Origin of the sequence: uncultured Oscillibacter sp. (assembly GCF_910587525.1) — a bacterium.
Lineage (GTDB): Bacteria > Bacillota > Clostridia > Oscillospirales > Oscillospiraceae > Oscillibacter.
The window spans coordinates 1-8,473 of sequence record NZ_CAJULS010000102.1; the positions used below are offsets into that span (position 1 = coordinate 1).

The following is an 8,473-nucleotide window of genomic DNA, read 5'->3' on the forward strand; positions in this document are numbered from 1 at the left end:
CCGCAGCCGCCGGATATTCACATCCACGATCTTCAGCTCCCCGAAGTAGTCCCGCCCCCATACCATGTCCAGAATCTCCTCGCGGCTGAGGGCCTTCCCCGGGTTTTCCATAAACATCTTCATGATGGAGTACTCCACCTGGGTCAGCTTCACCCGCTGGCCGTTCTTCTCCAGCGTCCGGTTCTGGGTGTTCAGCAAAAAGGGCGGCTGCCGGATCTCTCCGGCCAGCACCGGCTCCTCCCCGCCGGCCCGGCGGAACAGGGCGTCGACCCGGGCGGTGAGCTCTGCCGGGGAGAAGGGCTTGGTCACATAGTCGTCCGCGCCGGTCATCAGACCCGTCACCTTGTCCATCTCCTGGGAGCGGGCGGTGAGCATGATGATGCCGATACGGGTGTTGGTGGCCCGGATGCGGCGGCAGACCTCAAAGCCGTCAATCCCCGGCAACATGATGTCCAGCAGGGCCACGGTAGTGTCCGGGTTCTCCCGCAGCTTCTCCAGGGCCTCCTCGCCGGCCTCGGCCTCGATGACATCGTAGCCCGCCCGGCGCAGATTGATGACGATAAAGCTGCGGATACTGGACTCATCCTCCAAAACCAACACTTTTCTCATAGGTTCACTCTCCAATCCCTGTCAATTCTCGCCCACGGACCACTCCGCGGCAATGAGGCTGAACGCCTCCCGCACCTGGTCCTCGGTCACGCCGTAGGCCCAGGTCTCATTGGCCTCCAGCAGCTCCGCAGCGTAGAAGGTCTCCTGCTGGCGGCTGAGGTTGAAGCGGCCCCCCCGCGTCGCCCGGCTCTCCCGGTTGGCGCCGGTGACGGCGGTAATCCGCAGGAAGGGCTCCGGCGGCTGGCCCCGGCCCCCGGCTATGAAAAAGGTCACCGACACCTCGTCCTGAGAGAGGGTCCGGCTCACCAGAATCTGCTCCCGCCACTCGTCCCGCAGCCGCAGATACCAGCCGTCCTCCATGTTGTGATAGGTGCTCTGGACTAGGGTCACCTCTCCCTGGCTGTCGTAGCTGCGCCAGTCAATGCGCTGGTAGGGTTGGTCGCCCTCGTACCAGTTGGGCAAGGGCTCCGGCCGGGGCACCTCTGTCACGCCGTCGCCGTTGATGTCCGTGGGGTACAGCGAACAGAAGGGGGCGATCTCCGCCGAGACGCCGGTGGTGTCCGACACCACCACGTTGGCAAGCTCCCCGTTGCGCAGCGTCAAAATATCGGTGATGGCCCGGGGCACCTCTGTCACACCGGTGACAAACAGGGCCGGAAGGCCGTCCTCCAGGATTCCGGAGCTCACCCGGCCCTGCTGGCTCAGCTCCGCCATGGTGATGGAGATCCGGGCCGTGGACTTCACTGCAAGCCCGTCGTCCTGCCAGCCGTAGTAGTCGGCAATGGCCTCGCCCTCCTCATTGGCCCGGAACACCACCAGTTCCTGGAGGTCGTTGTGGTTCATATCCACGATGGCGTAGCGCACATAGTCGGTGCGCACCAGCTCCTCCGGCCCCTCCGGCCGCAGGGCGTAGACGGTCAGCGCCAGCAGATCCGCGTTGACCCGCCAGCCCACCGCCAGCTCCGTGCTGCCGTCTCCGTCCAAATCGCTGTATGCCACGCTGTAGATGGCGGTGCCGCTGCCCTCGATGACAGCGGAGAGGTCATAGGTGTCCTCCTGGGCGTTGAAGATGTAGATCTTCAGCGGCCGCTCATCGCCGGGGTTGCGGAAAAAGGCCACAGCCTCCTCCCGGCCGTCCCCGTCCAGGTCCGTCAGCTGCACCGGCTGGATGTTGGCGCCGGAGACCGGGGCGGCGTACTCCGCGCCGCCGCTCAGGATGGCGTTGATGCGGTTGTTCAGCTCCGTATACTTGGCCGGCAGCTTTGGCAGGCCGTACAGATCCTGGGGGTTGAGGGTAAAGCCGCTTCCCGCGCCGCAGCCGGCGGTACACACCAGCACCAGTGCCAGCGCCCCCGCCGCCAAAAATACCCGGCCCCAGTGTCTCACGGCTCTGTCCCCCTTTCGTCCATACGGATATACTCTGATTGATGTATATATGCCCAAATGTCAAAACGCCCAAACAGCAGGCCTTTTCGGCCGCTCTGCGTTGATTTTCCCTGCCATGCAAAGAGTATGACAGCATCAAACCGCCTTGACCGGCAAAGCACGCCGGGATTTGACTGCAAAATCCAAACCAGGGCCGCTTTCAGCGGCCTGCCGCGGTATGTATGCCGCGGCGCTTGAAAAGAATTTTGATTTCTTTCAAACTGTCTGATTATAATACCACATTTCCCGGACTTTGTGTAGCCCCTCTTTGGATTTTTATAGCCGCCGCATCTCAGGCCCGCGGCGCGGCTGCGCCGCAGGGGCCGCGAAACAGGGACCGGCGGAGCCTGAACGCCCCGCCGGTCCTTTCGGAACCGTATGAATCCGTGTCCGCCTCACTCCGCCGGGGCCTGGCTGGTGTAGCCGTCCCGGTCCAAGGAGTAGCGCTTGCCGTCCACTGTGACGGTGGTGCTCCGGTAATACCTGCCGCCGGGGTCCCGGTAGCGCCAGCCCCGGTCATCCCGGGTCCAGCCGCCGGCGTCCACGCCCTTATAGAGATAGCTGGTCAGGCCGATAGCCTCCCGGGTCTCGTTGTCCTGGAAGTGCCACCACTTAGAGCTCAGCCCCACCATACCGGTGCCGGTCATGTACTCAGCCAGCAGCTCGGCGTTGCCGTTGTTCAGATAGACGGCGGAATACCAGCTGAGGTCGTGGATGGCGCTCTGCATCTCCAGCTCCGCCGGGAAATCCACCGTCTCCAGCGTCAGATCCAGGGCGATGCCCCGGTTGTGGGCGGAGGTCACCGCCGCCAGGAAGCTGCCCAGGCGGAAGCGGCCGTTGTCCGTCATGATGGCGCCGTAGGTGGGATAGTCCGGGACCTCCTCCGGGGACTCCTCCCCGCCCTCTGCCGGAGGCTCCGCAGTCTCTCCCGGGTCCTCACGCTCTGTCTCCGGCGTATCCCCGCCGGTCTCCAGAAGGCCGTCCTCCGGCGTCTGGAGGGGGTCCCCCTCCGCTCCGTCCGCCGGCGGCTCCGCCGCTTCCTCCGGCTCCAGCAGCGACGCCGGGTCGGTCAGCTCCTCCGTCTCCGGGTCGATCCAAAAGCCGCTGGCCAGATCCACCCGCCAGCCGGTGACGGGGTCCACCACGTTCTCCTCCTCGTCCAGCACCAAAGCCGGGTCTCCCAGCTTCGCCGCCGCGGTATCATAGAGGTAGCGGGTGGCCTCGTTGGGCCGGAAGGCCTCGTAGATCTTCAGCCGGTAGCCGTCCTCCAGGGCGGCCTGTGCGGCGGAGAGCAGCTTCTGGGAGCTGGGGTACAGATAGGGCACCAGGAAGCCGTCCTCCTCGGTGCGCATATGCTCAAATCCCGGAATCACCTGGTCCGTGATTGCGGCGATGGGACTCTCGTGGACCTTAAAAACAGACGAATAACTATTTGTAATATCATAGGAGCAGTAATCCCCTATGTATTCAGAGAGGTTAATCATGCAGTAACGGCTGTCCACGAAGCCGTAGCGGTCCTTATAGCGCACCCGGAACCACTGGCCGTCCTCCTCCAAAACGCACAGGGCTGTTCCCGCCGGGATACGGTCCAAAATCTCCGACTCCCCGGCGCTCCCGCAAAAATCCAGGTCGATAATAGGCCAGACGGTGCAGTACAGCGTGGAAACGGAGGCGTAGAAGGAGACCTCCTCCCCCACCTGCTGCCGGCCGTTCCGGTCCCGGGTCAGCACCTGATACCGGTGATAGGAGCCGGAGTCCAAGCGGCCCAGGTCATAGCAAAAGCTCTCCGCGGCCTCCGGCCGGTCCATCGTCTCCCAGGCGCCGTCCCGCCACTCCTGCAGCTCGTATTCACTGCCCCTGGCCTCGGTCCACTCCAGGGTGTACGCGCGGGGCTCCGTCTCCCGGACGGACAGAGCCAGCGTATCCCCCAGCAGATCCCCCCGCTCCACGGTGATGGGCTGGGAGGGCGGACCGTAGAGCACATACCCCTTCCCGGGGGCTCCCGCCCGCAGCGCCAGCTCCAGCGGTTGGCCGTGCTGCGGCATGGCCAGTCCGCTCCTGCCGTCAAAGCGCAGGAAGGTCCCCGTTCCGCTGGAGGAGGCCACCGGCAGGTACACGCTGTCTCTCAGTGCGCACACCGCGTACACCGGGCTCTGCCCCCTCTCCCAGGAGAAGGTCATGGCCCCCTCCTCCGGCTCTCCGGTGAGGACCGGGATCTCCAGAGCAGCGGAGGCCACCTCCGCGTTCAGGCTGGTCAGGCTGGTGAGCTCCCGGTCCATGCCCAGGAGATTTTTGCCGGAGGCCGCCGCCTGCACCCGCACCCGGAAGGGCGGGGCCACGCCGGAGACCGACAGCAGGGACTCGCCGGAGCGCTGCCGCAGACTCTGCCCGTCGCTGTGGAGCTCCACCAGGTAGACGCTGCCCTCCCCGGCGTCCGGCCAGGAGAGGGAGACGCTCCCATCCGCCTCCATGCAGACCAGGATGTCCCCCCTGGCAAGAGAGGGCCGCCTGACGCCGGGGGTAATACAATAGGCCAGAAGCCCCGCCGCCAGCGCGGCGGTCAGTATCCCAATCAGCCAGCCTTTGTGCTTCATCGGAGATCCCTCCTGAAAAGTTTGGATAGCCTGCATGACGGCGTACACCGTCTCGCAGTCCGCCCCCCGCTCCGTGCAGACCACAAAGCCGTCATATCCGCTCGCCGTCGATGAGGCGGCTGAGGGCGTAGTCCGCCGGCAGCTGCCTGCCGATGGCGGCTTACAGTTCGCTGACCGGACGGCCCACCAGACCCCGGGCGGCGGCCTCGGGGTCTCCGGCGGGCTTGGCGGGCTCTTCCGCAGGCGTCTCCGGCGCGGGGGCGGGGTCCTCCGGCTTCGGGGCGGGCTCCGCCGCCTGATTCTCCGGCGCCGGTTCCGGCGCGGTCCGGGTCCGGCCGCCGCAGGCGCACAGGGCGCACAGCAGCGCCATGGCCAGCAAAACTGATAACACTCTTCTCACGGTTCCCTCTCCTCCATATCAGGCTGCCGTAGACGGACGCCGGTACAGCCACCTGACGTCATAATCATAAAACTTATACAGATTGATGTCAAACCGTTTTTTTCTGCGGCAGGCCAATCCGCCCCGCGGGGCCGGATTTTTGCGCCGGGAGCCCGTCTGTGGTATCATAAAAACAGAAAAAATTTTTTCAAATCCGGGATACTTTTACCCTCTGCGCCGTTTACAGGGCAGAGACAGCGCAAACCCCACAGAAGAGGAGGAGAGTTTCCATGCTTGCCATGTACCTTGCCATGCTGGAGACGGAGGAGGACCAGCGGCGGTTCACCCGGCTCTACGAGGCATACGAGAAAACCGTCTACGCGGTGGCCCTGCGGGTGCTGGGGGACCCCACCCGGGCGGAGGACGCCGCCCAGCAGACCTGGTTCCAGCTGCTGCGCCGCTGGGACCGGGTGTCCGCCCTGCCCTGGGACGAGACCGAGGGCTACGCCGTCACCGCCGCCAAAAACTGCGCCCTGGACATTCTGCGGACGGAGCGGAGGACCGCGGCCTTTCCCGAGGACTGGGACCCCCCGGCCCGGGAGGAGCGGGAGGACGAGTACGACTATCTCGTCTCCCTGATCCGGTCCCTGCCGGAGGGCTACCGGCGGATTCTGGAGCTGAAACTGGTGGAGGAGCAGACCAACCGGGAGATTGCCCGGCGGCTGGGGATGAACGAGTCCACCGTGGCCAGCCGGGTGCTGCGGGGCCGGACCATGCTGAAAGAACGTCTGGAGGAGGAGGGATACCACTATGCGGCAGTTTGACGAGATTCTGCGCCGGGGGCTGATGGAGGCCAACCTGGCCCAGTACGAGACGGTGCTGGACAAGCTGCCGGACTGGGAGCCGGACTTCTCGCCCCGGTACCGCCGGGAGCGGATGCGATTGCTGGCGGACCCCTGGAACTGGGTGAGGCGGCGGGCCCGGCCCCTGTGGAAGCAGATCGCCCGGGCCGCGGCCTGCGTGGTGCTGGCCTGCACCCTGGCCCTGGGGAGCCTGATGGCGGTGAGCCCCACGGTGCGGGCGGCGGTGATCGGCTGGTTCCGGGAGACCTTTGAAGGATACACCTACTACACCGGCCCCGCTCCGGATGAGATCGCGGAGGGGGAGCAGACTCCCGTCTGGCGTCCCACCTGGGTCCCGGAGGGATGGCTTTTGGAGGACGCTCGTCAGACGGGGCCGCACTATGATGGGGCGGGTGTGGATCTGACGGCCAGCTGGACCTATGTAAAGGGTCAGGAAACTCTGAATTTTCACTGCTACCTGCGGCCTTCCGGGAGCGTCGGCGCCGCGTACGGGGCCGCCGTGAACGCCTCCAGCACTCTGCACAAAACCACGGTCCAGGGATATGACGCGGACTTCTACGAGGGAAAGCCCTTCCACGGGTATATAACCAACGATCTGGTCTGGAAGAATGAACAGGGCACCCTCTTCTGGCTGTCCGGCGGCCTGGACCAGGCCACCCTGGAGCGCATCGGAGAGAGCGTGGCAGAGGCCCGGGAAGCATTGCCGGACTACCGGCTGGGCTGGGTGCCGGAGGGCGCTGAGGAGCGGTCCGGCTTCGGCGCTGCCTTTCCGGAGTTTGTCCAGGAGACGTGGGACATTTTGGACCAGGGGGGCTTTGACTGGGCATATTCCTCCTATGAGCTAAGCGCCCCCAGAGAGGCGGAGGAGGGCGTGCCGGAGGCGGTGACGGTCCGGGGAATTCCCGCGGAATTTCTGACGGAGGTCCCCACCCAGTCGCTGACAATGTCAATTGGAAGCGGAGAGGATTCCACCACCATCGAACTGAGCGGCCGGCCCACCAGCGCCCTGCTCTGGACCGATCCCGAGACCGGCATTTCCTTCCGGATCACGGGTTATCTGGAAAAAGAGGACTTCCTGAAAATCGCGGAGAACATCACAGAGGCCGGCGGCTGAAAAATTTTCAAAAATTTTTGGAAATGCCGGGATACTTTTCTCTCCCCCTCCGTTTACCTGTCAGAACGAGGCGGGAGGGCGCTCCTCTCCGCCGGAAAAGAAAGGAAGAATCTTATGAAAAAGACCATGACATCCATCCTGGCAGGGCTCACTACGGCGGCGCTGGCGCTGAGCCTCTGTACCACCGCTCTGGCGGCCCCCGCCGGAAAAAAAGCGGCGGACGAGACGGGCAAAACGGCGTCCCAGGTCTCCAAGACCGTCCCGGGCCGGGTCTGGCAGCGGGAGTATCTGGAGGGCTATCTCTACTACACCGGCCCCGCCCCCGCCAAGGTGCCGGAGGGGGAGCAGCCTCCCGCCTTCCGTCCCTCCTGGCTGCCGGAGGGTTACGCCCTCAGCAGTGCCTCCACCGGCGGGGTCCCGCTGAAGGGGGAGGTGACGGCCGACTGGAGCTATGAGAACGGCGAGGACCGGATGAACTTCTCCTGCTTTCTCCGTCCCACCGGAAGCCTGGGCGCCGCGGCCGGGGCCGCTGTAAGCGGCGACAGCATCCTGCGCAAGACCAAGGTCCAGGGCTGTGACGCAGATTTCTACCAGGGAGTCCCCTCTCACGGGTATCTGACCAACGACCTGGTCTGGGAGAACAAACAGGGCAATCTCTTCTGGCTGTCCGGCAGTCTGGATCAGGCCACAATGGAGAAGATCGCCGAGAGCGTAGCGGAGGTCAAATCGGAGCCCCTGCCGGAGTACGCGCTCACCATCTTACCCACCGGCGCCAGCCTCTTTTCCCGCAGTACCCTGCCGGAGGTGGTGAAAGAGCAGTGGTCCGTGGAGGGATCCGGCGGCTTCTCCTGGACATACAGCACCCTGCCTCTGCACACCGGCGGGACCGGCGCGGTGGAGACGGTGAAGGTGAACGGCTCGGAGGCCCGGTTCTGGCAGGAGAAGACACAGGTCCTCACAGTTGTGGCGAAGACGGGAGACAGTGAGACCTCTGCAACGCTGGGGGGCTCCACTTGCAGCTCCCTTCTCTGGACGGACCCGGAGACGAAGATCAATTTCCTTCTTCAGGGTAACCTGGACAGGGACGTCCTGATCTTCATGGCGGAGCATGTCGGCGTGAAAAACACGGAAGCCGGGAAATAAGATCAACAAGGGCCCGGGAGGCAATGCCTCCCGGGCCCGTTCCGTCTCTCTCAGTTTTTCAGGCTGTGCAATGGCGCGGGAATCCGCCCGCCCCGGGCGATGAAATCCGCGCTGGACTCCCGGTGCACCGGCATCACCGGCGCGCTGCCCAAAAGCCCCCCCATCTCGATGGTGTCCCCCACCGTCTTGCCGGGGGTCACCAGCAGCCGCACGGCGGTAGTCTTGTTGTTCACCATGCCGATGGCCGCCTCGTCGGCGATGATGGCCGCCACGGTCTCCGCCGGGGTGTCCCCGGGGACGGCGATCATATCCAGGCCCACGGAGCACACGCAGGTCATGGCCTCCA

General features: G+C 64.9%; 8 protein-coding genes. 3 read left to right on the forward strand and 5 right to left on the reverse strand.

Features of this window, described 5'->3' with window-relative positions; all coding sequences use genetic code 11:
• From QZ326_RS09450 to QZ326_RS09465, 4 genes are all read right to left on the reverse strand, one after another.
• Nucleotides 1-609, reverse strand: a 609-nt coding sequence (locus QZ326_RS09450; protein ID WP_295744428.1) for a response regulator transcription factor, incomplete at its 3' end; no start/stop codon positions are given.
• A 21-nt stretch (nt 610-630) separates the two neighbouring features.
• The gene (locus tag QZ326_RS09455; RefSeq protein WP_295744431.1) at nt 631-1,995 is read right to left on the reverse strand and encodes a VCBS repeat-containing protein; all 1,365 of its coding nucleotides are present in this window, start codon (nt 1,993-1,995) and stop codon (nt 631-633) included.
• A gap of 434 nt (nt 1,996-2,429) precedes the next feature.
• Nucleotides 2,430-4,628 carry a M15 family metallopeptidase gene (locus tag QZ326_RS09460; protein ID WP_295744434.1) on the reverse strand — a complete coding sequence of 733 codons (2,199 nt, stop codon included), beginning with the start codon at nt 4,626-4,628 and terminating at the stop codon, nt 2,430-2,432.
• Nucleotides 4,629-4,788: 160 nt separating this feature from the next.
• Complete coding sequence (locus tag QZ326_RS09465) at nt 4,789-5,028, reverse strand: hypothetical protein (RefSeq protein ID WP_295744436.1); 240 nt, start codon at nt 5,026-5,028, stop codon at nt 4,789-4,791.
• A 269-nt stretch (nt 5,029-5,297) separates the two neighbouring features.
• Between QZ326_RS09465 and QZ326_RS09470 the strand changes: the two genes are divergently transcribed.
• The 3 genes from QZ326_RS09470 (at nt 5,298) to QZ326_RS09480 (ending at nt 8,127) form a co-directional block, all read left to right on the forward strand.
• Entirely contained in the window at nt 5,298-5,831 is a 534-nt protein-coding gene (locus QZ326_RS09470; protein WP_295744439.1) for an RNA polymerase sigma factor, read from the forward strand.
• The gene (locus QZ326_RS09475) at nt 5,818-6,984 is read left to right on the forward strand and encodes a hypothetical protein (protein ID WP_295744442.1); all 1,167 of its coding nucleotides are present in this window, start codon (nt 5,818-5,820) and stop codon (nt 6,982-6,984) included. Before QZ326_RS09470 ends, QZ326_RS09475 begins: the two co-directional genes overlap by 14 nt.
• 114 nt (nt 6,985-7,098) lie before the next feature.
• Nucleotides 7,099-8,127 carry a hypothetical protein gene (locus QZ326_RS09480; protein ID WP_295744445.1) on the forward strand — a complete coding sequence of 343 codons (1,029 nt, stop codon included), beginning with the start codon at nt 7,099-7,101 and terminating at the stop codon, nt 8,125-8,127.
• Nucleotides 8,128-8,177: 50 nt separating this feature from the next.
• On the opposite strand, the gene QZ326_RS09485 is transcribed toward QZ326_RS09480, so the two are convergent.
• Nucleotides 8,178-8,473, reverse strand: a 296-nt coding sequence (locus QZ326_RS09485) for a DUF711 family protein (RefSeq protein WP_295744448.1), incomplete at its 5' end; no start/stop codon positions are given.